25 protein-coding genes are annotated in these 23,421 nt (G+C 69.2%); 15 read left to right on the forward strand and 10 right to left on the reverse strand.

The genetic code is table 11. The annotated features are described in order from the left end of the window. The first annotated feature begins 1 nt into the window (after position 1). Genes ACIQTX_RS02230 through ACIQTX_RS02265 form a run of 8 tightly spaced genes read left to right on the forward strand, consistent with a single transcriptional unit; the run spans position 2 to position 7,596 of the window. Entirely contained in the window at positions 2–931 is a 930-nt protein-coding gene (locus ACIQTX_RS02230) for a carbohydrate ABC transporter permease (RefSeq protein WP_105526142.1), read from the forward strand. Further along, on the forward strand, positions 928–1,839 hold the full coding sequence (locus ACIQTX_RS02235) for a carbohydrate ABC transporter permease (protein ID WP_402968320.1): 912 nt from the start codon (positions 928–930) through the stop codon (positions 1,837–1,839). Before ACIQTX_RS02230 ends, ACIQTX_RS02235 begins: the two co-directional genes overlap by 4 nt. Further along, complete coding sequence (locus tag ACIQTX_RS02240) at positions 1,836–2,669, forward strand: sugar phosphate isomerase/epimerase family protein (RefSeq protein ID WP_402968323.1); 834 nt, start codon at positions 1,836–1,838, stop codon at positions 2,667–2,669. Before ACIQTX_RS02235 ends, ACIQTX_RS02240 begins: the two co-directional genes overlap by 4 nt. Next, complete coding sequence (locus ACIQTX_RS02245) at positions 2,666–3,784, forward strand: Gfo/Idh/MocA family protein (protein WP_402968325.1); 1,119 nt, start codon at positions 2,666–2,668, stop codon at positions 3,782–3,784. The genes ACIQTX_RS02240 and ACIQTX_RS02245 overlap by 4 nt, the downstream gene beginning before the upstream one ends. Beyond that, positions 3,781–4,647 (forward strand): sugar phosphate isomerase/epimerase family protein, encoded by an 867-nt coding sequence (locus tag ACIQTX_RS02250; protein ID WP_402968328.1) that lies wholly within the window; start codon positions 3,781–3,783, stop codon positions 4,645–4,647. The genes ACIQTX_RS02245 and ACIQTX_RS02250 overlap by 4 nt, the downstream gene beginning before the upstream one ends. Then, complete coding sequence (locus ACIQTX_RS02255) at positions 4,644–5,870, forward strand: mannitol dehydrogenase family protein (protein ID WP_402968331.1); 1,227 nt, start codon at positions 4,644–4,646, stop codon at positions 5,868–5,870. The genes ACIQTX_RS02250 and ACIQTX_RS02255 overlap by 4 nt, the downstream gene beginning before the upstream one ends. Then, positions 5,867–7,105 (forward strand): D-mannonate dehydratase ManD, encoded by a 1,239-nt coding sequence (manD, locus tag ACIQTX_RS02260; protein WP_402968334.1) that lies wholly within the window; start codon positions 5,867–5,869, stop codon positions 7,103–7,105. Before ACIQTX_RS02255 ends, manD begins: the two co-directional genes overlap by 4 nt. Then, positions 7,102–7,596 (forward strand): gluconokinase, encoded by a 495-nt coding sequence (locus ACIQTX_RS02265; RefSeq protein ID WP_402968337.1) that lies wholly within the window; start codon positions 7,102–7,104, stop codon positions 7,594–7,596. Before manD ends, ACIQTX_RS02265 begins: the two co-directional genes overlap by 4 nt. Before the next feature lie 56 nt (positions 7,597–7,652). On the opposite strand, the gene ACIQTX_RS02270 is transcribed toward ACIQTX_RS02265, so the two are convergent. Then, complete coding sequence (locus tag ACIQTX_RS02270; RefSeq protein WP_028501102.1) at positions 7,653–8,108, reverse strand: Lrp/AsnC family transcriptional regulator; 456 nt, start codon at positions 8,106–8,108, stop codon at positions 7,653–7,655. Positions 8,109–8,206: 98 nt separating this feature from the next. Between ACIQTX_RS02270 and ACIQTX_RS02275 the strand changes: the two genes are divergently transcribed. Both ACIQTX_RS02275 and ACIQTX_RS02280 read left to right on the forward strand, forming a co-directional pair. After that, complete coding sequence (locus tag ACIQTX_RS02275) at positions 8,207–8,830, forward strand: LysE family translocator (RefSeq protein WP_402968341.1); 624 nt, start codon at positions 8,207–8,209, stop codon at positions 8,828–8,830. Between the two features lie 105 nt (positions 8,831–8,935). After that, complete coding sequence (locus ACIQTX_RS02280) at positions 8,936–9,388, forward strand: hypothetical protein (RefSeq protein WP_402972931.1); 453 nt, start codon at positions 8,936–8,938, stop codon at positions 9,386–9,388. 20 nt (positions 9,389–9,408) lie between these two features. On the opposite strand, the gene ACIQTX_RS02285 is transcribed toward ACIQTX_RS02280, so the two are convergent. From ACIQTX_RS02285 to ACIQTX_RS02295, 3 genes are read right to left on the reverse strand one after another with little or no spacing between them, the layout of a single operon-like run. Beyond that, positions 9,409–9,636 (reverse strand): RNA-binding S4 domain-containing protein, encoded by a 228-nt coding sequence (locus ACIQTX_RS02285; RefSeq protein ID WP_028501099.1) that lies wholly within the window; start codon positions 9,634–9,636, stop codon positions 9,409–9,411. Beyond that, complete coding sequence (locus ACIQTX_RS02290; RefSeq protein WP_402968344.1) at positions 9,633–10,577, reverse strand: dihydrodipicolinate synthase family protein; 945 nt, start codon at positions 10,575–10,577, stop codon at positions 9,633–9,635. Before ACIQTX_RS02290 ends, ACIQTX_RS02285 begins: the two co-directional genes overlap by 4 nt. Before the next feature lie 23 nt (positions 10,578–10,600). After that, complete coding sequence (locus ACIQTX_RS02295) at positions 10,601–12,337, reverse strand: IlvD/Edd family dehydratase (protein ID WP_402968347.1); 1,737 nt, start codon at positions 12,335–12,337, stop codon at positions 10,601–10,603. 201 nt (positions 12,338–12,538) lie between these two features. On the opposite strand from ACIQTX_RS02295, the gene ACIQTX_RS02300 reads away from it, so the two are divergent. The 3 genes from ACIQTX_RS02300 to ACIQTX_RS02310 all read left to right on the forward strand — a co-directional run bounded on the left by ACIQTX_RS02300 (position 12,539) and on the right by ACIQTX_RS02310 (position 16,200). Continuing rightward, positions 12,539–13,576, forward strand: a complete 1,038-nt coding sequence (locus ACIQTX_RS02300; RefSeq protein WP_402968350.1) for a substrate-binding domain-containing protein — start codon at positions 12,539–12,541, stop codon at positions 13,574–13,576. A 75-nt stretch (positions 13,577–13,651) separates the two neighbouring features. Continuing rightward, on the forward strand, positions 13,652–15,151 hold the full coding sequence (locus tag ACIQTX_RS02305; RefSeq protein ID WP_402968353.1) for a sugar ABC transporter ATP-binding protein: 1,500 nt from the start codon (positions 13,652–13,654) through the stop codon (positions 15,149–15,151). Positions 15,152–15,180: 29 nt separating this feature from the next. Continuing rightward, a complete protein-coding gene (locus tag ACIQTX_RS02310; protein ID WP_046398922.1) occupies positions 15,181–16,200 on the forward strand; it encodes an ABC transporter permease in 1,020 nt (339 codons plus the stop codon). A 50-nt stretch (positions 16,201–16,250) separates the two neighbouring features. On the opposite strand, the gene ACIQTX_RS02315 is transcribed toward ACIQTX_RS02310, so the two are convergent. From ACIQTX_RS02315 to ACIQTX_RS02325, 3 genes are read right to left on the reverse strand one after another with little or no spacing between them, the layout of a single operon-like run. After that, positions 16,251–17,033 carry a hypothetical protein gene (locus tag ACIQTX_RS02315; RefSeq protein ID WP_402968356.1) on the reverse strand — a complete coding sequence of 261 codons (783 nt, stop codon included), beginning with the start codon at positions 17,031–17,033 and terminating at the stop codon, positions 16,251–16,253. Next, on the reverse strand, positions 17,030–17,713 hold the full coding sequence (locus ACIQTX_RS02320) for a FadR/GntR family transcriptional regulator (protein ID WP_402968359.1): 684 nt from the start codon (positions 17,711–17,713) through the stop codon (positions 17,030–17,032). The genes ACIQTX_RS02315 and ACIQTX_RS02320 overlap by 4 nt, the downstream gene beginning before the upstream one ends. Further along, on the reverse strand, positions 17,713–18,522 hold the full coding sequence (locus ACIQTX_RS02325) for an SDR family NAD(P)-dependent oxidoreductase (protein WP_402968362.1): 810 nt from the start codon (positions 18,520–18,522) through the stop codon (positions 17,713–17,715). Before ACIQTX_RS02325 ends, ACIQTX_RS02320 begins: the two co-directional genes overlap by 1 nt. A gap of 113 nt (positions 18,523–18,635) precedes the next feature. On the opposite strand from ACIQTX_RS02325, the gene dgoD reads away from it, so the two are divergent. Both dgoD and ACIQTX_RS02335 read left to right on the forward strand, forming a co-directional pair. Further along, entirely contained in the window at positions 18,636–19,778 is a 1,143-nt protein-coding gene (dgoD, locus tag ACIQTX_RS02330; RefSeq protein WP_402968365.1) for a galactonate dehydratase, read from the forward strand. Beyond that, on the forward strand, positions 19,772–20,413 hold the full coding sequence (locus ACIQTX_RS02335; RefSeq protein ID WP_402968368.1) for a bifunctional 4-hydroxy-2-oxoglutarate aldolase/2-dehydro-3-deoxy-phosphogluconate aldolase: 642 nt from the start codon (positions 19,772–19,774) through the stop codon (positions 20,411–20,413). The genes dgoD and ACIQTX_RS02335 overlap by 7 nt, the downstream gene beginning before the upstream one ends. A gap of 88 nt (positions 20,414–20,501) precedes the next feature. Here ACIQTX_RS02335 and ACIQTX_RS02340 read toward each other — a convergent pair whose 3' ends face one another. The 3 genes from ACIQTX_RS02340 to ACIQTX_RS02350 all read right to left on the reverse strand — a co-directional run bounded on the left by ACIQTX_RS02340 (position 20,502) and on the right by ACIQTX_RS02350 (position 23,395). After that, positions 20,502–21,329: a hypothetical protein gene (locus ACIQTX_RS02340; protein ID WP_402968371.1), complete on the reverse strand. Its 828-nt coding sequence runs from the start codon at positions 21,327–21,329 to the stop codon at positions 20,502–20,504. A 79-nt stretch (positions 21,330–21,408) separates the two neighbouring features. After that, positions 21,409–22,725 (reverse strand): sensor histidine kinase, encoded by a 1,317-nt coding sequence (locus tag ACIQTX_RS02345; RefSeq protein WP_402968374.1) that lies wholly within the window; start codon positions 22,723–22,725, stop codon positions 21,409–21,411. Next, the gene (locus tag ACIQTX_RS02350) at positions 22,718–23,395 is read right to left on the reverse strand and encodes a response regulator transcription factor (protein WP_402968377.1); all 678 of its coding nucleotides are present in this window, start codon (positions 23,393–23,395) and stop codon (positions 22,718–22,720) included. The genes ACIQTX_RS02345 and ACIQTX_RS02350 overlap by 8 nt, the downstream gene beginning before the upstream one ends. Positions 23,396–23,421: the final 26 nt, after the last annotated feature.

Genomic DNA, 23,421 nt, shown 5'->3' on the forward strand with positions numbered 1-23,421 from the left:
CATGGCGATCGCCACCGATACACGTCGGAAACGCTCCGACGACACCCCGCCGAGCGAGCGGCCTCGCCCGCTGTGGATGCTGCTCCCCGGCGGGGTGCTGATGACACTGCTGATCCTGGTTCCGCTCCTGCTGGCGTTCTGGATCTCGATGCTCGACCTCGACCAGTACACGATCAGGCAGTGGCTGCAGGCGCCGTTCGTCGGGTTGGGCAACTTCATCGAGGCGTTCTCCTCCTCCCCGTTGCTTCGCGGGATCTGGCTGAGCGTCAGCTACGCGCTGATCGTGTCGCTGGCGTCGATCCCGATCGGCGTCACCGCGGCGTTGGCCACGCAGAACGCCTTCCGCGGTCGCGGGCTGGTGCGCTCGGTCTACCTGATCCCGTACATCCTCCCCGCGTTCGTCGTGGCGACCGTCTTCCGGGCGATGTTCCAGCCCGAGGGCGTGGTGGATGAGGCCTTCGGCGTGTTCGGTGTCGATCCGGGGCTGTGGTTGAACGGCCCGCAGAGCTACTGGACCCTGGTGATCACGCAGCTCTGGGTGAGCTGGCCGTTCGTGTATCTGCTGACGCTGGCCGGCTTGCAGGCGGTGGATGCGGAGGTGCATGAGGCCGCGGCGCTCGACGGCGCCGGCTGGGGGATCAAGCTGCGCAAGGTCATCCTCCCGTACCTGCGCGGATCGATCCTGCTGGCCTTCATCCTCACCTTCCTGCACAGTGTGAACGCCTTCACGATGCCGTTCGTGCTCTTCGGCATCCCGGCACCCGTCGACGTCGAGGTCCTGCCGGTCCTCACCTACGTCACGGCGTTCCAGAGCTTCCGGTTCGGGCTCTCGGCGGCCATGGCCGTCGCCTCTCTCGCGATCGTCGCCATCCCCCTGTTCGTCTACCTGCGCGCTGTGCGCCTCGACACCGGAGAGGACGCGAAGCGATGAGCGTCACCACCACGATCGCGCAGGTCAACCCGCGCCGGAGCCGTCCAGGCGGTCACAGCCAGGTCGACCGCCTCCTGCCGCGTCCACTCCTCGTGGCCGCGAACATCGTCCTGTGCCTGGTCGTCTTCGGACCCGTCTCTTACATGCTGTTCGCCTCGATCAATGCGGATGTCGCGGTCGCCGGCGGCGCGTACTGGCCGACCGAGCTGCGTCTCGACAACTACATCAAGGTCTGGCGCAGCGTCGATCTCGCCGGGGGTCTGGCCAACAGCCTCCTGATCTGCGGGGCGGTCGCCGTCGTCTGCGCGGCCGTGGCCGTCTCGATGGCGTGGGTGCTGGTGCGGTTCACCTTCATCGGACGCGTCACGATCCTTCGCGGACTGCTCGGGCTGCAGTCGGTTCCGGGCACCCTCATGCTGCTGCCGGTGTTCGTGATGTTCTCGACGCTCTCGTCGGTGCTGCGCATCCCCACCATCGGCACCCATTGGTCGGTCTTCATCACCTACCTCACCTTCGCGCTGCCGTTCTCGACCTGGGTGATGGTGACCTACATCCGCGGCCTGCCGCGCGAGCTCGAAGAGGCTGCCCGCATGGACGGCGCCTCCAACCTGCGCGTCCTCACCCGCATCGTGCTTCCGCTGAGCTGGCCCGGGATCGTGGTCTCCGCGATCTTCGCGTTCCTGCAGGGGTGGAACGACGTGCTGTTCGCCTCGGTCATGACCAATCGCGACAGTCGCACCGCCGCGGTGGCTCTGCAGATCTTCGGTGCGACGCAGGAGACGGGCGCTGTGCCCTTGTACGGGCAGATGATGGCGGCCTCGCTCATCTGCGCCATCCCCGTCGTCGTGTTGTACCTCGTGTTCCAGCGTTATCTCGTAGGCGGTCTCACCGCAGGAGGAGTGAAATGACCCCGTGGAAGCTTTCCGGATTCGGTGACGAGATCGATCCGGATCCGGTCGTGCAGATCGCCGTGCTCCAGGCGCTCGGCGCGCAACACATCGAGGTGCGCAGCGCGTGGGGGGTGAACATCGTCGACCTCGACGAGTCCCAGCTCGCCCAGCTCGCGGCCGTGGTGCGCGAGCGCGGCATGGCGGTCTCGGCGATCGCGTCGCCGATCGGCAAGGTCGACGTGTCCCTGCCGATCGAGCACGAGGTCGGTCGACTGCAGCGGGCCATCCGTGCGGCCGAGGTGCTCGAGACCCCATACATCCGCATCTTCTCGTTCTTCCGCGCGGAGCATCTCGCAGCGGACGACATCCGCGACGACGTGCTCGTGCGCATGGCAGCGCTCGCGCGCACCGCCGAGGCGGCCGGGGTCACCCTCGTGCACGAGAACGAGAAGGACATCTACGGCGACATCCCCTCGCGCGTGCTCGATGTGATCGAGTCGGTCGGCTCGGATCGGCTGCGGGTCGCCTGGGACAACGCCAACTTCGTGCAGGTCGGCGTCCGGCCGTTCACCGACGGCTACGCCATGCTGCGGCCGCACTTCGAGTACCTGCAGTTGAAGGATGCTCTCGCCGAGACGGGTGAGGTCGTCCCGGTGGGCGAGGGAGACGGCGAACTGCGCGAGACCCTCACCGCCCTGCGCGACGACGGCTACGCGGGGTTCGCTTCGCTCGAACCACACCTCGCCGACGTCAACGCGCTCGGCGGCTTCTCGGGACCTGCGGCCTTCGGGCGTGCCGGGCGGGCCCTGCGCACACTCACAGACGAGATCGGAGTCACCCTCTCATGACCGACGCAATCCTCGACGTCGCCATCGTCGGATGCGGCATCATCGGCGTCAACCATGCCAGAGCGATCGCGGTCACTCCGGGTCTGCGCATCGTCGCCGTCGTCGACGAGGTTCCGGCTGCCACCGAGCGGCTGGCGGACTTCGTCGTCGATGAACTCGGTGGAGAGCGTCCATCGACGCACGCCGCGATCGAATCGCTCCCCGACGACGTCGACGTGGTCGTCATCTGCACGCCGAGCGGCTCCCACGTCGAGCTCGCCGAACGGGCGGTCGCGCGCGGCATGCACGTCGTGCTCGAGAAGCCCCTCGACGTGTCGATGGCACGCGGGCGCCGCCTGGCGGAGATCGCACGGGAGGCCGACGCTCGGGGCATCGGGATCTCGGTGATCAGCCAGCACCGCTTCGACCCCGCAGCGGTGGCGGTCGCGGAGGCGGCGCACGCAGGACGGCTGGGGCGGATCACCAGCGCGGTCGCGACCGTGCCCTGGTGGCGATCGCAGGAGTACTACGACTCGGGCGCCTGGCGGGGCACGTGGGAGCTCGACGGTGGAGGTGCCGTGATGAACCAGGGCGTGCACACCGTGGATCTGCTGCTGTGGTTCCTCGGCACGCCCGTGGAGGTCTTCGCGCACACCGCGCTGCTCGCGCACGAGCGGGTCGAGGTCGAAGACGTCGCGGTGGTCACGGTGCGCTTCGAATCGGGGGCGCTCGCCGTGCTGCACGCCACGACCGCGGCCTTCCCCGAGCAACCGGTGCGGGTGGCCGTGCACGGTGCGCAGGGGACCGGCATCATCGAGAACGATCAGCTCGCCCGGCTGTGGGTCGACGGTGAGCCGACCGACCGCAGCGTCGACCGGGTGCCGGAGGGGCATCGGCTCGGCGACGAACGGAACCCGCAGGCGTTCGCCGAGGGCCATGCCCGTCAGTACGCCGACATCGTCGACAGCATCCGTGTCGGTCGAGCCTCGCGCGTCGGGGTGCCGGAGGCGCTCCTGGCGCTCGCCGTCGTGCGCGGCATCTACGTCTCGGCGACCACCGGCTCTCCGGTGCACATCGCCGAGCTGATCGACGGCACCGTCGACGACAGTGAAGTGCGGACGGGAGGCATCGCATGAAATTCTCCGTGTTCACGGCGTCAGTGCCGGACTGGGAGCCCGCAGAGGCGGCTCGCCGCATCGCGGCGATCGGGTACGACGGCATCGAGTGGCGCATCACCGACCAGGAGGAGGCCGAGCCGCCGGGATTCTGGGCCGGCAACCGGGCGACCTGGCCGCTCACGGGTCTCGCGCAGGCGGTCCCGGAGATCGCCCGCGTCACTCGCGAGGCGGGGCTCGAGTTCAGCGGCATCGGCGGCTACGCGCCCGCGTCCGACCGCGACGAGGCGCTCCAGATGCTCCGAGTGACCGCCGAACTCGGAGCTCGACAGGTGCGCATGCGCATCCCGTCCACCGACCTCCTCCAGGAGGGCTATCAGGTGGTGTTCGATCGGACCAGGACTGAGCTGGAATGGGCGGCCGCGGAGGCGGGGCGGCTCAACGTGAAAGTGCTCATCGAGCTCCACCACCAGACGATCACCTCGTCCGCCTCGGCTGCGCGCCGATTGGTCGACGGCATGGATCCGCGCACCATCGGCGTGATCCACGACCTCGGCAATCTCGTGATCGAAGGGCAGGAGGACACTCGCGCCGGCCTGCAGCTTCTGGGCGAGTACCTCGCTCACGTCCACGTGAAGAACGCGATCTGGCAGCGCACCGGACAGACCGGTCTCGACGGCGATGTGCGCTGGGAGTCGGCGTGGGCGCCGCTGCGCGAGGGCATCGCCAGTGTGCCGGACTACTTCCGCGCTCTCGCCGAGGTGGGGTACGACGGATGGGTGACGCTGGAGGACTTCTCGACGGATGCTCCGCTGGAAGAGCGACTGATCGACGACCTCGCCTTCCTCCGCGCGTCTGCCGGCGCCGCGGGCATCGGATCGTGACCGGACCGGCGCGCACGCAGCATCCGCCGCTGCGTGCCGCTCATCTGGGTCTCGGTGCCTTCCACCGCGCCCATCAGGCCTGGTACACCCAGCAGGCCAACAACCAGGTGCGCGCGGAGGAGGGGTGGGGCATCGCCGCCTTCACCGGACGCACCCCCGAGGCCGCCGCGCTGCTGTCGCGGAACGACGGGGTGTACACGGTGCTGGAGCGCTCCGCCGAGGGCGACCGGATGACGACCGTGCAGTCGATCGTGCGCGCGGTCCCGGGATCGGATGAGCGGGCCTGGCTCGACACACTCGCCGATCCGCAGGTCGCAGTGCTGACCGTGACGGTCACCGAGGCGGGGTACTCCGGCGGTTCCGGGGTGCCCGGGCGCATCGCCGAAGGACTCCTCGCTCGAGCGAACGCCGACGCAGGACCCATCGCGGTCGTGAGCTGCGACAACCTGCCGGGGAACGGCCGGGTGCTGCGCGACGCGGTGCTCAAGGCTGCCGGCACCGAGGCCGCGCGCATCTCGACCACCGTGTCGTTCGTCGACACGGTGGTCGACCGGATCACCCCGGCCGTCACGGCAGCCGACATCGACGCCGTGCGGAAGCTCACCGGCCTCGACGATCCCTCCGCCGTCGTGACCGAGCCGTTCACGGAGTGGATCCTCGCGGGCGAGTTTCCGGGTGGCGCGCCGGACTGGGCACAGGCCGGTGCGCGATTCGTGGCCGACGTCGGGCCCTATGAAGAGCGCAAGCTCTACCTGCTCAACGCCGGGCACAGCTTCCTCGCCGCGGCAGGAAGGCTGAGCGGATACGAGACGATCGCGGAAGCCTTCGACGACGCCGATCTGCGCGCCGACACCGAGGCGCTGTGGGCCGCCCAGCGCACCGCGGTCGATCTGCCCGCCGCAGAACTCGACGCCTGGCTCGACGACCTTCGCATCCGCTTCGCGAATCCGCGCATCGCCCATCGACTCGACCAGATCCGCCGGGACAGCCCGATCAAGGTGGCGCTGCGGCTCGTGGCTCCGCTGCGTCGGCGCCGAGAGGCCGGCACTGCCGTCGACGTGGCACAGCTGCATGCCGTGGAGACCTGGATCCGCTCGCTCATCGAACTCGACCCGACCGACGCCGCGACGGCCGCCCTCGCCCGAACCATCTCCGCCGCACCCGCGGCCGACCGCGCACCCACCATCATCGACCACCTCACTCCCGAAGGGACCCTCGCATGAGCATCGACAAGGCTGAGGTCATCGTCACAAGCCCCGACCGGAACTTCGTCACCCTCAAGCTCACGACGGCCGACGGCATCTCCGGCCTCGGCGACGCGACCCTCAACGGGCGCGAGCTCGCCGTCGTCGCGTACCTCACCGAGCACGTCGTGCCGCTGCTGATCGGCGCCGACGAGGACCGCATCGAAGACACCTGGCAGTTCCTCTACCGGAGCGCGTACTGGAGGCGGGGACCCGTCACGATGGCCGCCGTCGCCGCGGTCGACATGGCTCTGTGGGACATCAAGGGTAAGAAGGCGGGGATGCCCGTCTACCAGCTGCTGGGCGGCGCATCGCGCACCGGCCTGCTCGCCTACGGCCATGCGTCGGGCAAGGAGCTGCCGGAACTGTTCGACTCCGTGCGCGCGCACCTCGATCAGGGGTATCGGGCGATCCGCATCCAGACGGGCGTTCCCGGGCTCAAGGCCATCTACGGCATCGCCTCGCAGGCAGCCGACACCGGAGGAGGAGAGGCCCGCTACGACCATGAGCCGGCCCGCCGAGGCGCGAAGCCGGTCGAAGAGGACTGGGACACCCGCGCCTACTTGAACCACCTGCCCGGTGTCTTCGAGGCGGTGCGCAACGAGTTCGGACCCGACATCCCGCTGCTGCACGACGGACACCACCGGATGACACCCATCCAGGCGGCGAAGCTCGGCAAGGCGCTCGAACCGTACGACCTGTTCTGGCTCGAGGACTGCACCCCCGCCGAGAACCAGGAGGCACTGCGACTGGTGCGCCAGCACACGACCACGCCCCTCGCGATCGGTGAGATCTTCAACACCGTCTGGGACTTCAAGGACATCATCCGCGACCAGCTCATCGACTACGTCCGTGGCGCGGTCACCCACATGGGCGGCATCAGCCCGCTGAAGAAGACCCTCGACTACGCGGCGATGTACCAGATCAAGTCCGGCATGCACGGACCGACCGACATCTCGCCGGTCGGCATGGCGGCGGCGATGCACCTCGGTCTCGCCATCCACAACTTCGGCATCCAGGAGTACATGCAGCACGGCTCGCGCACCGACCAGGTGTTCCAGCAGTCCTTCACCTGGCGCGACGGATTGCTGCACCCCGGCGACAAGCCGGGTCTGGGCGTCGAGCTCGACGTCGACGAGGCGGGCAAGTACCCGTATGAGCGGGCCTATCTGCCGTACAACCGGCTGGCAGACGGAACGGTGCACGACTGGTGACCACCGAGTCTCGGTCGATCGTCGTGATGGGGGTGTCCGGGGTGGGCAAGACCACGGTGGGTCGGGAGCTCGCCCGCCGGATCGGTGTGGCGTTCATCGATGCGGATGACCTGCACGGGCCGGCCAACATCGCGAAGATGGCCGCCGGAACCCCACTCGACGACGACGACCGATGGCCGTGGCTCGACCGTGTGGGGGCGGCGCTCGCCGCGGACCCCGGTGTCGTCGTCGCCTGTTCGGCGTTGAAGCGCACTCACCGTGATCGGCTGCGGGCGGCGGCTCCGACCGTCGTCTTCGTGCACCTCGATGCGCCGGCGGAACGTGTCGTTGAGCAGACGAACGCCCGTCGAGGTCACTTCATGCCGCCCGCACTGCTGACGTCGCAGCTGGCGGCACTCGAACGACTCGGCGCGGACGAGGGCGGGATCACGGTGGTGGTGGATGCTGCGCCCGACGTGGTGGTGGGACGGATCCGGCGAGGCATCGACTGACCGCACCCGTCTCAGCCGCACCCGCCTCAGCCGCACCCGCCTCAGCCGCACCCGCCTCAGGGGATCGGCACCGCGCGATCCGCGCCGAGACGCTTCATGACCATGGTCGAGGTGAGCCGCTGCACTCCGGGCAGGGCGCCGAGCGTGTTGTCGTAGAGCTCCTGGTAGGCGCTCATGTCGCGGGTGAGGATGCGCAGCATGTAGTCGGGGTCGCCGAACAGGCGCTGCGCTTCGACGACGGCGGGGATCGCCACGACGGCCTCCTCGAACGCGACGATCGTGTCCTTGTCGGTGCGCCCGATCGTCACGAACACGATGGCTTCGAAGGTCAGGCCGACGGCCGCCGGGGCGACGACCGCCCGGTACCGTTCGATCGCGCCGGACTGCTCCAGCTCCTTGAGTCGGCGATGGCAGGCGGACAGGCTCAACCCGACCTGGGATGCGAGGTTCGTGGCACTCATCCGGCCGTCATCCTGCAGCAGCGAAAGAATCTCCCGGTCAAGTGCGTCCATGGTGACAATTCTTGCAGGTGAAGGGCGTGGTTGCTCGAAGAATCGGAGCACCTTTCGCGTGATCCTTCGTAGTCTCTTCCTCGGATTGAGGAGGACCGATGGATATCGCTCTGGTCATGCAGTTCTGGGTGGTCGCCGTCATGCTCGCGCTGACCCCTGGGGCGGACTGGGCATACGCGATCTCCGCGGGCCTGCGTGCCCGCTCGATCGCGCCGTCCATCCTCGGCATGATCGCGGGGTACACGGTCGTGATCGTGGCCGTCGCGCTGGGGCTGGGAGCGCTGGTCACCGCCTACCCGGTCACCCTCACCACGCTCACCGTCGTCGGTGCGCTCTATCTGATCTTCCTCGGAGCCACGACTCTGGCCAGCCGCCCGGCGCCGATCGCCGAGAGCGGCGAGCCGATCGCGACCGGCGGGTGGGCGCAATTCCTGCGCGGGTCCGGGGTGAGCGGCATCAATCCCAAGGGGCTGCTGCTCCTGCTCGCCCTGCTTCCGCAGTTCACGAGCCCTGATGGCTGGTCGTCGACGACGCAGATGCTCGCACTGGGCGGGCTGCACCTGCTCAACATCGCGGTCGTCTACACGACCGTCGGGCTGCTCGCCCGCCGGCTGCTGCGGACCCGACCGCGCGCGAGCTCCGTGGTCACCCGGATCGCCGGCATCGCCATGACCGTCATCGGGGTGGGGATCCTCGTCGAGCAGGTGATCGAGTGGCTGTGAGTCGTGCGCTTTTCCCCGGTCGATGCAGGCCGCTACCCCGCACCGGCGAGGTAGCGTCGAAGGCGCGGACGGCGATCGGCGGGAGATGAGGACTGCGTGACTTCCATGGTGCGTACGACCACTGCCCTTCGGCTGCTGCTGCCGGCCTTCCTGCTCGGCGCGATCATCGCGATCTCCTTCCTCGAGGCGCCGCTGAAGTTCCTCGCCCCCGGTGTCACGATCCCGATCGGGCTCGGTATCGGACGGCTCGTCTTCACGGCGTTGAACGTGCTCGCCGGCGTCGTGCTGCTCGTGCTCACGGTCGTGAACGTGCGCGCGAGGGCCGGCCGTGCGGCACTGGGCATCCTCGGCTCGATCTGGGTCGTGTATCTCGTCGAGGTCGCTGTCATCCGGCCGGTGCTCAATCAGCGCAGCGACCTGGTGATCGCAGGCGCTGAATCGCCGGGGACGAACTGGGCGCACTACGCGTACATCGTCGCGGACGTTTCCATCGTCGGGCTGCTGGTCGCGTTGATCGTGGTCACTTCGCGGTCGGCCCTGCCGGCAGGCGCACGCTGAGATGCGCTACCCGACCGGCGTCAGGGACGGACGCGAACCGTGCGGCCCTCGAACGACACCAGGTCGCCGTCGTGCAGCTGGCGTCCGCGGCGGCGGTCGACCTCGTCGTTGACGGTCACGTATCCGTCGATGATGACCTCTTTGGCGTTGCCGCCCGAGTCGAGGAGGCCGGCGAACTTCAGGAACTGTCCGAGGCGGATCACCTCGCCGCCGATGGAGATGTCGTCGATCGGATCGGTGTTCGTCATCCTTGAATGCTAATCGCCTTCGAGGTGGGCCGGAGGAGATCGTCGAATGCGGCGAGGAAGCGGGTGATCATCTCGTGCTCCTCGGCATCCAACTCGCGGGCGGGCGCGCGACAGATCGCGGTCGGCAGGATGCCGCGGCGCGCGGAGATCTCCTTCTCAGCCGCGATGATCAGCTCGACCGACTGCATCCAGTAGGAGATGTAGGGGAGGAGTCGCGCGTGGATGGCGGCCGCCTGCTCCCGGTCGCCCCGACTCCAGGCGCGCCAGATGGCGAGGTAGATCTCGGGGAACGATGAGCCGGGCTGCACGCCGACGGCTCCACGGCGCAGGGCGTCGATGAGCTGCACCCCCGCGTAGCCGACGACGCACGAGAGCGCGGGCGCCGCTTCGCGAAGGGCCGAGATGAGCTGCCCTGGCGGGACGGATTCGACCTTGACCTGCACGAGGTTCGGGTTCGCCGCTGCCAGCTCGGCGATGATCGATGCGTCCAGTGCCGTGCCGGTCTGCGCCGGTGCGTACTGGAGGATCGCGGGGGTCGAGCCGATCGCGTCGAGCACGGCGCGGATGTGCGTGCGCACGGCGACCCCGCTCGGCCCCTGGGCGTGAGGGGGGAGGATGTTGATCATGTCGGCGCCCTGCTCGACGGCCCGGCGCGCACGCTCCACCGCGACCACTGTGGCGTGGTCGGGTACCGAGACCACCACGACGATGCCGTGCCGGTGCGCCTCGTCGAGGAGCGCTGCGGTGAGCTCATCGCGCTCGAGGTCGGTCAACTTGTAGAACTCGCTCGCGAAGCCGGGATACATCACGCTCTGCACGCCCGCATCGGCGAGGGATCGCACGAGGACGCGGAACGCCGCCACGTCGATGTGCCCCTCGGCGGTGAAGGGTGTCTCGACGACGGGGCAGACGCCGTGGATGCGGATGGGGGTGCTGGGCACGGGGATCGACTCCTTGAGTGAGGTCAGAACGGGCTGCGTGCGGGCTCGTCGCCGCTGGAGCCGACGAGGAAGTCGAGGTCGACGCCCTGATCGGCCTGGAGCACGTGGTCGGTGTAGAGCCGGGTCCAGCCGCGCGTGCTCCGGGCCGCCGGTGCCGGAAGCTCGGCACGCCGCCGATCGAGTTCGGCGTCGTCGACGAGCATGTCGAGCGATCTCCCTGTGACGTCCAGCCGCACGAGGTCTCCGGTGCGGATCAGTGCGAGCGGGCCGCCGGCTGCCGACTCGGGCGCGACGTGCAGCACGCATGCGCCGTAGGCCGTGCCGCTCATGCGCGCATCCGAGATCCGCACGAGATCACGCACTCCCTGGTCGAGCAGCTTCTTCGGGAGGGGAAGGTTGCCGACCTCGGGCATGCCGGGGTAGCCGCGGGGGCCGCAGCCGCGCACGACGAGAACGGTGTCGGTTGTGACGTCGAGGTCGAGGTCTCCGGCCACGGCGAGGTATGACTCGAGGTCGTCGAAGACGAGGGCAGGGCCCGTGTGGTCGAGAAGGTGCGGCTCGGCGGCGCTCACCTTGATCACGGCGCCGTCGGGGGCGAGGTTGCCGCGCAGCACGGCGGTGCCCGATCCCGCGGGCTGCACCGGGTTCGACAGTGGACGGATGACCTCGGGGTCGTCATTGCGGGCTGAGGCGACGTTCTCGCCCAGGGTCCGACCCGTCACCGAGGGGGCGCCGGTGTGGAGCAGGTCGCCCAGTTCCTTCATCAACGCGGGGACTCCGCCGGCGTACGCGAACTCCTCCATCAGGAATCGCCCGCTCGGCATCAGGTCGACCAGCAGCGGGATGGCACGGCTGAACTCGTCGATGTCGTCGAGCGAGAGCGGCACTCCGAGCCGTCCGGCGATGGCCAGCAGGTGCAGCACGGCGTTCGTCGATCCACCGCAGGCGGCGTTGACGACGAGGGCGTTCTCGATCGCCTCCCGGGTCATGATCGTCGAGGGACGCAGGCCTTCGAGTGCGAGTTCGACGGCACGGGCTCCGGTGTCCTCGGCGAGGACGAGCCGACGCGAGTCGACAGCGGGAAGGGCGGCTCCACCCGGCAACTGCATCCCCAATGCCTCGGTGATGCTCGCCATCGTCGAGGCCGTGCCCATGGTCATGCAGTGGCCGGCCGAGCGATTCAGGCAGCTCTCGAACTCGGTGAACTCCTCCTGCGTCACCTCGCCGGCACGCAGCGCCTCGGTCATCCGCCAGATGTCGGTGCCGCTGCCGACCGGGCGTCCGCGGAACCGGCCGTTCAGCATCGGGCCGCTGGTGAGGACGATCGAGGGGATGTCGACGCTCGCGAGCGCCATCAGGGCTGCCGGGGTCGTCTTGTCGCAGCCGGTGAGGACCACGACGGCGTCGAGGGGGTTCGCGCGGCAGAGCTCTTCGAGCTCCATCGCCATCATGTTGCGGTAGATCATCGACGAGGGGCGCATGAACGGTTCGCCGAGCGAGAGGACGGGAAACTCGAGTGCCGTGCCGCCGGCCTGCTGGATGCCGCGGCGGGCGGCGTCGGCGAGCCCCTTCAGGTGGATGTTGCAGGGCGTGAGCTCCGACCACGTGTTCGCGATGCCGATGACAGGGCGACCGTCGAACTGTCGTCCGGAGAGCCCGGACTGGCGGAGGTGATGGCGGGCGATGAAGCCGTTCTTGCCGCTCTCGCCCAGCCAGGCGCGAGAGCGCAGGGGGCTGCGTCCGATGTTCTCGGCGCTCATGCTGTGTCTCGTCTCGGCCGCACGTCGTTCTCCATCGATCGATGCCGGGGTGCCGGCGTGTGCCGGGCACCATCGCGAATCTCGAATACGCAACATTCGTTGCGTTGTCGTTGATTAGGCATATTATATGTTTACCCGCCCGAGAGCGGATCACATCCCTCGGCATAGTCGCCGGAGTATCGAAGAAGATAAGGATCGCTGATGAAGCAGCATGCAGCTCGCCCCACTTGGTTCCGGCTCGCCGCCGTCGGGGTCACGGCACTCACCATCGCGGCGCTCGCCGCCTGTTCCTCCGGCCAGGAGACGGCCGGACCCGCGGATTCGGGCGGCACCAAGGACGGCACGCTCACGATCGCCCTGTTGCAGAAGCAGGGCGACCAGCAGTACTTCATCGACGAGGCCACCGGCGCGAAGGACGCGGCGAAGGATGCCGGCGACGTCACGGTCAACGTCGTCGATCTGGGCACCGATGCCAACAAGGCCATCTCCGAGGTCGAGGCCGCGATCGCACAGCAGGTCGACGGCATCATCATCGTCGTCCCCGACGGCAAGATCGGCCCGCAGGTGATCCAGCTCGCGAACGAGGCCGGCATCCCGATCATGGCGGCCGACGACCCGATCGAGGACGCTGCCGGGGTCGCCGCCGCTTTCACCGGGTTCGACGGCACATCGATGGGCGAGAAGGTCGGCGCCGAAGCCGCACGTCTGTACCAGGAGGCCGGATGGACGGCCGCCGACACCCGCATCCTCTCGGCCTACCGTCAGGACCAGCCGAACTGCGTCGAGCGTGTCGAGGGTGCCGCATCCGCCTTCGCCGATGCCGTCCCCGACGGTCCGGAGGTCATCGACATCGGCACCGACAACTCGGCCACCGACGCCCAGGACAAGGCCGGAGCCGTGATCACGGCGAACGCCGGTGTCAAGCACTGGGTCGTCTGGGGCTGCAACGACGAGAACGAGACCGGCGTCGTGACGGCGCTGCAGAACTCGGGCGTCGCATCCACCGACATCGCCGGCGTCGGACTCGGCGCCTACCTGACCTGCAAGGACTGGAACGCCGGACAGGAGACCGGCAACAAGTCGGCGCTGTTCATCTCCGGCGTCGAGGTCGGCAAGGCCGCCGTCGGCTCGATGATCGCGCTGCTGCGCGACGGCACCGAGCTTCCTCCCAAGACGGTCGCGAACACGGAGATCGTCGACGCGAGCAACTGGGAGGCGAAGGGCGTGGTCTGCACCTGATCGTCTGAACACGTGGGGGCGATCCGACGGGTCGCCCCCACGTCATGACCGTGACGACAGAAAGGTGATGAGGAAGTGTCGGAAGAGTCGATCGTTTTACAGGCCGTGGGTGTCGCGAAGAACTTCGGCGTCGTGCGGGCCCTCCGCGGCGTCGAGCTGGAACTGCGCGCGGGCGAGGTCACCGCGCTGATGGGTGAGAACGGGGCGGGCAAGTCGACCCTCCTCAAGATCCTCAACGGGGATTACCGCCCCGATGAGGGCGAGCTGCGCATCGACGGGGAAGCCGTGCACTTCTCGGATCCGGCCGATGCGCGTGCTGCCGGTCTGCGCGTCATCGCGCAGGAACCGGAGATCATCCCCTGGGTGTCGGTCGCCGAGAACATCTACGTCGGAGCTCTCGGCGGTCTCGCGTATCGTCGTGGCGACGTGCTGAAGCGGGCGCGCGAAGAGCTGACCCGCTGGGGCTTTCATCGTGTGATCAAGGCGGAGACGCTCGGATCGGAGCTCTCGCCGGCACAGCGGCAGATCGTGGAGATCATGCGCGCGGTGATCACCCGCCCGAAGATCATGTGCTTCGACGAGCCCACATCCTCCCTCGGCGACGAGGAGGTGTCGCTGCTGTTCGCGCTGATCAAGAAGCTGCAGAGCGAGGGCGTCGCGATCGCCTACGTCTCGCACCGGATGGGCGAGATCTTCCAGCTCGCCGACCGGATCACCGTCCTTCGTGACGGCGCGTTCGTCGGCACGAAGCTGGTCGGCGAGACCGACCACGACGAACTCGTGCGGATGATGGTGGGGCGCGACCTCACCCAGTTCTTCCACCGCGAGCCCGCAGCCCTCGGCGATGTCGTCCTCGAACTCGCCGGCGTCTCCAACCAGCACGTCAGCGACATCTCCCTCACCGTCCGTGCGGGCGAGGTCGTCGGCATCGCGGGGCTGGTCGGTGCGGGCCGCAGCGAGTTGATGAAGACGATCGCGGGCGACTTCGCCGTGCAGGCAGGCGAGATCCGCGTGCAGGGCAAGCGCCGTCGCATCCGCCAGCCCGCCGACAGCATCAGGGCCGGCATCGGATTCGCGCCGGAGGAGCGCAAGGCTGAGGCTCTGCTGCTCGAACGTTCGGTGCGGGACAACGCGGCGCTCGTCGTGCTCCGTCAACTCTCGCGCTGGATCTTCGTGAAGGATCGCGCCGAGCGTGCCCTCGCGCAGGAGTACGTGGATGCGCTCCGCATCCGCACACCCTCCACCGACCAGCTCGTCGGGAAGCTCTCCGGCGGCAACCAGCAGAAGGTGGTGCTGGCGCGCTGGCTGGCAACCAAGCCCAAGCTGCTCCTCCTCGACGAGCCCACCCGTGGCATCGACGTCGGAGCGAAGTCCGAGATCTACGCGATCATCGACCGCCTCGCCCACGAAGGCGTCGCCGTGATCGTCGTCTCCAGCGAGCTCCCCGAGATCCTGGGCGTCTCCGACCGCATCTATGTCATGGCGGGTGGGCGCATCAGTGGCGAGCTGTCGCGCACCGAGGCCACCGAAGAGAACATCCTGGCGCTCGCGATGGACGAAGAGGCCGCCGCATGAGCATCGATTCCCGAAAGGAAACATCGACCGTGACCACCACCGCCGCGAACACCACATCCGTGGAGACGCAGCCCCTCTCACCGGTCCGGCGCGTCATCGCCGCGATCGGCGTGCAGAACCTCTCCCTCATCCTCGCGATCGCCGTCGTCGTCGCGATCATCGGCATCCAGAACCCGTTGTTCTTCGGGGTGCAGAACCTCAAGGTCATCGGCACCGCGATCTCGATCATGGGTCTGCTCGCCGTGGTGCAGACCATCGTGATCATCCTCGGTGCGCTCGACATCTCGGTCGGGTCGATCGCCGGTCTCACCTCCGTCACCTCGGCGATGATCTTCACTGTCGCAGGGCCCGCGATCGGGGTCGTCGGCGCCGTCGCCATCGGCGTGCTCTGCGGTCTGATCAACGGCTGCATCATCGTGTTCGGCCGGGTGAACCCGGTGATCGCGACCCTGGCGACGCTCGCGGCCTTCAAGGGCATCTCGCAGCTGCTCTCCGACGGACGCGCACAGGGCTACACGGGCGCCGACCCGTTCTTCATCTTCCTGGCGCGAGGGGCGATCATCGGCATCCCGACCCTCATCTGGGTGCTCGTGATCGTCGCGGTGCTCGCGCACATCGTGCTGCGGTACACCTCGATCGGCCGGAACATCTACGCGGTCGGCGGCAACAACATCGCCTCCCGCCTGGCCGGCATCAACATCAACCGCTACATCATCGGCGTCTACATGGTCACCGGCGCGATCGCCGCGGTCGCCGGCATCCTGATCACCGCGCGCACGGGCTCAGGGCAGCCGATCTCCGGCTCCGAGGGACTCGAGCTGCAGGCCATCACGGCCGCAGCGCTCGGTGGCGCCGCGCTGAAGGGCGGCAAGGGAACCATCGCAGGGACGATCCTCGCGGTCGTGCTCCTCGGTGTGCTGACCAACGGCATGACCCTGCTCGGGGTGAACACGTTCTGGCAGAACGTCGCCCAGGGCGCACTGCTCGTGATCGCGGTCGTGATCCAGCAGCTCCGCTCCGGCGAGCGGCGCATCGGCATCCCCGGATGATGCGCGTGGTGCGGGGCGGCGAGTCCGCTCCGCACCACGGCTTCGGGAGATCAGCCGATCTCCTCCAGATGCAGCCACCAGGAGAGCGGCCGATCAGGGCCGACAGTCGGCGCCGCGCCCGCCTCGACGGCATCGGCGAGAGAGTCGTACGGCGTCAACGCCGGCTCGATCGCGATCACCGGCCCGGAGGCGAACGCACCGGGGTCGATCCAGAGGGCGACGCAGGGGAGGGAATCGGCATCCCAGCTGACGCGCAGACCGGTTCCGTCGGGTCGCCGCAGCACGACGCGATCGATCGGGGTGGTCGACCACCACTTCGCTCCGGCGAGCGAGTCGAGGAGCGCCGCCGGGTCGTTGTCCGCCTCGAGGACCCGTGTCACCTCCTTCGGGTAGACGCGCCGCCAGGGAGCCGCCGTACCGAGTTCGATGGTCGTGCCCGGGGTCCAGATGAACTGCGGATGCGCGGCCCACTGCACCGGGCGCACCTCGTCGGATGCAAGGGAATACTCGAGGCGCACACCCGTGGAGTCGTGGTGGATGCTTCGGCGAAGCGTCATCCCGTCGATCTCGACCGCGTGCGATCCGCTGTCGCCCGACCAGCGCCGGTTCCACGCCTCGCCGTGATCGCCCCACTCCTCGAAGCCGGTGCCTCGCGGGACGCGGCAGGCGTCGATGGTCGGCAGCATCTCGTCCCAACCGCCCAGCGAGGTGGCGGTGAAATCCGTGGGCGTGCGCTCGCCGATCGGCTGGTGCAGCCACTCCTCGACGCCGCGCAGGCTGTTCGCTCTCGCGCCGTCCGCCAGGTCGATGGCGCCGAACGAGAGTGCGGTCACAGAGAGTCTTCGTAGGAGCGGACGATGAGGTCGCCGGCGGTGCGGGCGGCCTGGTCGGCATCGCCCGCGGCGACGGCTGCGGCGAGCTCGCAGTGCAGATCGACGGCGACGGCCGAGATGCCGTGACTCGCGACCACCTGGATGCGGTCGTCGAGTGCCGCGCCGACCAGCGAGAGCAGCTCGGCGATCAGGGGGTTGCCCGCCGCTTCGAACAGGGTCGCGTGGAAGTCGACATCCGCGGCCGTGAAGCCGTCGACGTCTTCCGGCTCGAGCGCATCGCGCATCCGCTGCGAGGCGGCGACGAGACGTTCGGCGGTCGGCTCATCCCGGCGAAGCGCCGCAAGCCGAGCGGCCGTCGGCTCCACAGCCGATCGCAGCTCCAGCAGATCCTGCCTGGCATCCTTGGCGTCCGGCCCGGAGAGTCGCCAGCGGAGCACGTCGACGTCGAGGGCGTGCCAGGAGTCGTCGGCGAGCACGCGCGTGCCGACGTTCTGGCGAGCGACGATGAGTCCCTTCGCCTCGAGCACGCGCATGGTCTCCCTGACCACCGTGCGCGACACCCCGTACTGCTCGCCGAGCTCATCGAGCGGCAGTTGCGCGCCGGGGGCGATCTCGTGGTGCACGATGCGGCGGCCGAGGTCGTCGACGAGCACGCCGTGCAGCCCACGCCGGGCGGCCATCACGCGAACCTCGCACTGTAGGCGCCGTCGACGGCCCAGTCAGCGCCGTTGACGTAGGACGCGGCTCTCGAGAGCAGGAAGCACACGACGGCGGCGATCTCCGACGGCTGCGCCGGACGCCCGGTCGGCTGGACCGCGAGGGTTGCGGCGAGCTCTTCCGGACGCTCGGCGAAGTGGGTCTCGGAGAGAGGGGTCCAGACGAGTCCGGGGGAGACGGCGTTCACGCGGACGCCCCGGCCGGCGACGTCGAGGGCGAGCGAGCGGGTGAACCCCAGCTGCCCCGCCTTGGCCGCAGCGTACGGGAACATCCCCGCCATCGTCATCTTGGAGTGGATGCTGGAGATCGACACGATGGATCCGCGCTCGGCGGCGAGCATGGCCGGAAGGACAGCCCGCGCACACAACCAGGACGCCTTCAGGTCGAGGTCGAAGAAGTCGTCCCATTCGGCGACGCTCATGGTCGTGGGATCGCTGTAGGCGTTGCGGCCGGCGTTGTTCACGAGACCGCTCGGTGCGCCGAGGGCCGTCGTCGCCTCTTCCACCCAGCGGGCGACTGCGGCTTCGTCGGTCACGTCGGCGACGGCGCCGTGCACGTCGAGGCCGTCTGCGGCGAGGGCGGCGACCGCGGCTTCGACGCGTGCGGGGTCGAGGTCGCAGAACGACACGGTCGCTCCCTGCTCGCGCGCGGTGCGGACGACGGCATTGCCGATCCCCTGGGCGCCCCCGGTGACGAGGATCACTTCTCCTCGGAGAAGGTCGGCACCGCTCGTGCCGCCGCCCCCTTCTCGGGAAGGTGCCACTGTCGTCATGCTCAACCCTCTGCTTCCTCGCATCGCCGACACTCGTCGGTGTGCATACTATGATAATAGTATTATCTAGCGTCGATCACCCGGCGCCGGAGACATCTCAGCGAGGGAGCCGGATGCGCATCAGTCGGATCGAGACGTTCAGCGTGGCCCCGCGCTGGCAGTTCCTTCGCATGGAGACCGACGACGGAGTGGTCGGTTGGGGCGAGCCTATCGTGGAGGGAAGCGCCGACGTCGTGGCTGCGGCGGTCGATTCCCTGTCCGAGATCCTGATCGGTTCCGACCCGACCCGCATCGAAGATCTGTGGCAGACGATGACCCGCGGCGGCTTCTACCGCGGCGGTCCTGAGCGCTCCTCCGCCATCTCCGGCATCGACCAGGCGCTGTGGGACATCCGCGGCAAATCGCTGGGCGTGCCGGTGTACGACCTGCTCGGCGGGCCGGTCCGCGACCGGATCAGGGCCTACGTGTGGGTCGGCGGAGACGATCCGGCCGAGGTCGCCGCGCAGGCGGCCGCCCGGGCCGCCGAGGGCTACACCGCCGTCAAGATGAATGCCTCCGGTCGGATGCGCCACCTCGAGTCGCACGCCTCCGTGCAGGGCGTGGTCGACCGCGTCGAGTCGGCCACGGCGGCCATGGACGGTGGCGACGTCGCGATCGACGCACACGGTCGGTGGTCGGTCAGCGTCGCCAAGACCATGTGCCGGGCGCTCGAGGCCAACGTCGCACCGCTGTTCCTCGAAGAGCCGCTCGTCCCGGAACTGACCTACCGCCTCGACGAGCTGTGCGCAGGCACGTCGGTGGCGATCGCGACCGGAGAGCGTCTGTATTCGCGGTGGGACTTCCGGTCGGCGCTCGAAGCCGGGATCGCGCTCGCGCAGCCCGATGTCTCGCACGCCGGTGGCATCTCCGAGACCCGACGCATCGCCGCGCTCGCCGAGCTGCACGGAGTGGGGCTCGCACCGCACTCTCCGCTCGGACCGATCGCCCTGGCCGCCTGCCTCCAGGTCGACATCGCCAGCCCGAACGCGGTGCTGCAGGAATCCAGTCTCGGCGTCCACTACAACGAGGGCGCCGACCTGCTCGACTACCTCGTCGACCCCGAACCGCTCACGGTGAGGGACGGCTGGTTCGAGCGTCCGACGCGTCCGGGCCTGGGCATCGAGGTCGATGAGGCCGCCGTGCGCAGGGCTGCCGGTGTGGGACTCTGGCGCTCGCCGTTGTGGCGTCACGACGACGGGAGCTTCGCCGAATGGTGACCAGACTCGAACCCGGCGAAGGCGTCCGCAGCACCCGGATCGTGGCGATCGTGCGGGACCGCACCGGGGCGCACCTCCGCGCGGCGTGCGACACACTCCTCGAAGCCGGGGTGTCCGTGCTCGAGGTGACGACCAACACCCCCGGTGCTGCAGGGGTCGTGGCTGACCTCATCGCTGCGGGCGCGACCGAGGTGGGCATGGGAACGGTGCGCACCGTCGAGCACGTGCGTCTGGCCGCCGACGCGGGAGCATCCTTCATCGTCACGCCCACGGTCTCGCTGCCGGTCGGTCTCGCCGCGGCGGAAGCGGGTCTGCGTTGGTACCCCGGCGCTGCCACCCCGACCGAGATCGAGACCGCCTGGACCGCCGGCGCCACGGCCGTGAAGGTCTTCCCTGCCGGCGTCCTCGGGGGTGTGCGCTTCATCCGCGAGGTGCGCGCGCCGCTCGACGACATCCTGCTGATCCCCACCGGGGGTGTCCGGATCGACGACATCGCCGACTACCTGGCCACAGGTGCGCTCGCCGTCGGGATGGGGTCGCCGCTGCTCGGTGATGCCGTCGCGAGCGGTGACCTCGGAGGCCTCCGGGTGCGAGCCGAGGCCGCGCTCGCCGCGGTGCGCGAGGCCACGGCCTGAACGACGACAGCACCCCCGGCGAAACGAGGGTGCTGTTCATCGGCCCGGCCCGGCCCGGCCCGCTTGGCTTGGCTTGGCTCGGCTCGGCTCAGTCGATGTCGGTTCCGACGACCGCGAAGTCGGCGCTGAAGTCGATGTCGATCGAGCGGTTGTCCGTCGTGAGCACCGACGCGTCGTAGGGGCTCACGTCGTCGCCGTCCACATCGAGGTCGGTGATCATGCCCTCAGCCTCGGCGAGTGCCGCGGAGACGAGTGCGCGGATCGTCTGGTCGTCGAGGGTGAGCGCAGGACCGGTGTCGTCGCCGTCGGCGACATCGGTCGAGATGACGGATGCCGCGAGGTTGCTGTCGACCCGGACATCGGTCTCGTCGCCGGCGGAGGTCGTCAGCTGCACCTCCCACGTGCCGTCGCGCTTGGCGTCGATCGAGGTGACCTCGCCGTCGGCGGCTCCGCGTGCGGCAGCCGCGATCTTGATCAGCTCGTCGGCCGATGCGCTGCCGATGCCGGTCACGGGGCCGCGATCGTTCGAGGGGGCGTTCCCGCGGTCGTCGCGGTCGTCGCTGCGGTCGTCTCCGCGCTGACCCTGGTCGTCTGCGTCGTCGTGGCGGGGGCTGTCGGACATCGAGGAGCGGTCGTCGTCGCCGAACTCGTCGCCGATCGCCGCACCGACGGCGATGCCGCCACCTGCGAGGACCACGGCCGCCGCGATGCCACCGCCGATGAGGAGAGCACGCTTGCGACCGGGCTTCGGCGCGGATGCCCCGGGAGCGGGAACGGGCTCGGCGGCGGGGAACGTCGGGTGCTGCCCGGAACCTGCTGCCGTGGCTGCCGCATCCGGAGTCGGGGTCACCGGCACGGTCTGCGCATCCGGGGTGCTCTCGGGCGTCTGGTCGGGAGTGGGTGTCTTGTCGTTCATGTCTCGATGCTCTCCCGCCGGCGCTGAAGCCATCCTGAAGCGTCCTGAAGACCTCTTCAGGAACCGACGATCAGGCCGCTCAGGCAGCGAGGGGCAGGGTGAGGACGAAGCGTGCGCCGCCCCAGCGGGAGTCGTCGACCACGAGGGTTCCGCGGGCCGAGCCGGCGATGCCGCGGGCGATCGCGAGGCCGAGGCCGCTGCCTCCTGCATCGCGGCTGCGGGCCTCGTCGAGCCGGACGAACCGCTCGAAGATGCGCTCCCGCTCCTCGACGGGAACACCGGAACCGTCGTCTTCGACCGTGACGAACACGTAGCCGTCCGCGGGGGTCACCCCGATCGCCACCCGGCCTTGACTGTGGCGGGCGGCATTGTCTGCCAGGTTGCGCACCAGCTGGCCGAGCAGGCGCGGGTCGCCGTGCACCCGTGCGGCATGGATGCCGGAACCGTCGACGTCGAGCCCGACCGCACGGAGTCGGCGCACCTCGCTGAGCGCGAAGTCGTCGAGGTCGACCGCCTCGTCGAGCGTGCTCGCACCCTCGTCGAGGCGGGCGAGCAGCAGCAGCGATTCGACGATGCCCTGCAGCCGGAGCCCCTCTTCCGAGACGACCTCGGCGAGCTCGCCGATGCTGGTGACCTCGGGGTGGGCCTGGGCGAGCTCCGCGTGCTGACGGATGGTCGCGAGCGGGGAGCGCAGCTCGTGCGAGGCATCGGACACGAATCGGCGTTGTGCGGTGGCGGACGCGTCGAGCCGGTCGAGCATGCCGTTCATGGTGGTCGCGAGTGCGGCGATCTCATCGGCCGTCTCGGGCACCGGCACGCGCTGATGGAGGCGCTCGGCTGTGATGCCGTCGACCTCTTCGCGGATGCGCTCGACCGGGCGGAGTGCGCGGCCGACGACGAGCCAGGTGGTGACGGCGACGAGCAGGAGGAGCAGGGGGACGGCGATCGCCAGCAGCGTCGAGACCGTCGCCAAGGTCTCCGCGTCGTCTTCCATCGAGACGGCGAGCACGAGCGTCTGGTCGCCGTCGATGTCTTCCGAGACCACCAGGACCGACTCGCCGTCGACGGTCATCGTCTGCGGATCGTCGTCGACCGGGAGAGGGGTCGATCCCAGCTTCTCCCTGGCGTCCTCGCTGGCCGCGCGCACAGATCCGTCCGGTCCGATGATCTGCAGGATCTCGTCGTCGAGTCCCTCGACGCCCTTGCTTCCCGGCCCTCCGGCGCGCTCGGCGAACTCCTCCAGGCGCTGCTCCGCTGAACGCTCCGTGCTGTCGTGGATGCTGGCGCTGAGGACGCCGTAGAACGAGAAGGCGCCGACGAGCAGCGCGACGGCCACGACGACGGTCGCCCCGAGCGTGGTCCTGCCGCGCACCGAGCGCCAGCCGCGGCTAGCCACCGTTCGCCGCCAGCCGGTAGCCCGCACCGCGGACGGTCTCGATCGCCTCGCGTCCGAACGGCTTGTCGAGCTTGCGGCGCAGATGCCCGACGTAGACCTCGACGATGTTGGGGTCGCCGTCGAAGTCGTCGTCCCAGACCCCGTCGATGAGCGCGCGCTTCGAGAGCACCTGGCCGCGATGGCGCATCAGATACTCGAGCACCGAGAACTCCCGCGCGGTGAGCGTCACCGGGGTGTCACCCCGCCAGACGCGGTGCGCGGCGGGGTCGAGTCGCAGGTCTCCCGCTTCGAGGATCGCCGGGCGTGCGACGGCCCCGCGGCGCACGAGGGCACGCAGGCGGGCGACGAGGATCGCAAACGAGAACGGCTTGGTCACGTAGTCGTCGGCCCCGGTCTCGAGAGCCTCGACCTGGTCCCACTCGCCGTCCTTCGCGGTGAGCATCAGCACGGGCGTCCAGTTCTCTTCGGCCCGCAGCGCTTCGCACACCTTCCACCCGCTCATGCCCGGCATCATCAGGTCGAGCACGATCGCGTCGTACCGCGTCTCGCGCGCACGCCAGAGTCCGTCGACGCCGTTGTGCGCGACGTCGACGGCGAAGCCCTCGGCCTCGAGCCCGCGACGCACGCCCTCGGCGAGGCGCACCTCGTCGTCAACCACCAGGATCCGCATTCCCCCAGTGTGGCCGGTCGACGCTG

Source organism: Microbacterium sp. NPDC090281 (genome assembly GCF_044769635.1).
GTDB lineage: Bacteria > Actinomycetota > Actinomycetes > Actinomycetales > Microbacteriaceae > Microbacterium.